Here is a 1227-nt window from a genome sequence, read left to right on the forward strand (position 1 = left end):
TGTTGACCTCGTTCAGCACCGGACCCCCTTCCGTGACGAAGAAGTCGACGCGGGCCAAGCCCGAGCAGCCGAGGGCGCGGAAGGCGTTGATCGCGAGCACGCCAAGCCTGCGGGTCAGGGCCGCGCCCAGCGGAGCCGGGACGGTGAAGTGCGTGGCACCACTCGCGTACTTGGCTGCCTCGGTGAAGAACGGCTCGTCAGGGTCGCTGTCGATCAGGAGGGTCGGCCCGACGCGCAGCTCGCCGTCGGGCAGCTCGAGGACGGGCACGTCGACCTCGAGCCCGACGATCTCGGCCTCGACGAGCACCGCGTCGTCGCCGGCGGCGACGAGGGCGTCGCGCAGGCCGGCGCTGTCCGTGACACGGGTCACCCCGATGCTCGACCCGCCGTGGACCGGCTTGACGAAGAGCGGGGGCTCGACTCCCACTCCTGACAGCTCGCGGAGCAGGGCGCTGCGCTCTGCCGCCCGGGCGATGGCCGCCTTGACCCTCGCGCGATCGAGGAGGAGGCCGGGCGCGATGGGGATGCCGGCGCGCTCGGCGACCACCTTGGTCAGCGCCTTGTCGAGACAGACGGCGCTCGCTCGGACCCCGCTGCCGACGTAGGGCAGGTCGAGCATCTCGAGCAGGCCCTGGACCGTGCCATCCTCCCCGCCCGTCCCGTGCAGGGCCGGGACGACGACGTCGCAGGTCAGCAGGGTTGTGAGGGCGTTGACGCGTCCCTCGCCACGGGTCGTGTGCCACTCGCCGGCACGGTCGATGCGGATGGCGACGGCCTCGTGGCCGCGACGGCCCAGGGCGTCGAGGACGCCTGCCCCGCTCGCCAGCGACACCTCGTGCTCAGTGCTCGTGCCGCCGTGGATGACCCCGACCCTCATGCTGATGCCCTCTCGATCGCTGCTGCCTGGTTGACGTGGCGCCGGGTGACGCGAGCGCCGATGCCGGTGTAGATCTCGTGCTCGTTGGTGCCGGCCCACCTGGCCCAGTCCGCCGCAGTCGGCTCGCCCCGGTCGCCCTTGCCGAAGACGACCACCTCGTCGCCGACGGCCACCCGCTGCGGTCCTGCGTCGATGACGATCTGGTCCATCGAGACCCAGCCGATGAGAGGCGCGCGCCGGCCCCGGACCCAGACCTCGGCCCGGCCCGTCGCGGCGCGGGGGATGCCGTCTGCATAGCCGAGGGGGACGAGCGCGAGGTTGGTCCTGCGAGTCGTCCGGTGGAGGTGGTC

At 72.5% G+C, this 1227-nt stretch carries 2 protein-coding genes; both read right to left on the minus strand.

Translation table 11 applies throughout. From position 1 onward, the window contains the following. On the minus strand, positions 1–877 hold an 877-nt coding region (locus OO014_RS19265; protein ID WP_272463946.1), incomplete at its 3' end, for a D-alanine--D-alanine ligase family protein. After that, a partial coding sequence (locus OO014_RS19270; RefSeq protein ID WP_272463947.1) for an alanine racemase C-terminal domain-containing protein occupies positions 874–1227 on the minus strand: 354 nt, incomplete at its 5' end. The genes OO014_RS19265 and OO014_RS19270, both read right to left, overlap by 4 nt.

The sequence above is a fragment of the Intrasporangium calvum genome, from assembly GCF_028446585.1.
GTDB classification, from domain to species: Bacteria; Actinomycetota; Actinomycetes; order Actinomycetales; family Dermatophilaceae; genus Intrasporangium; species Intrasporangium calvum_A.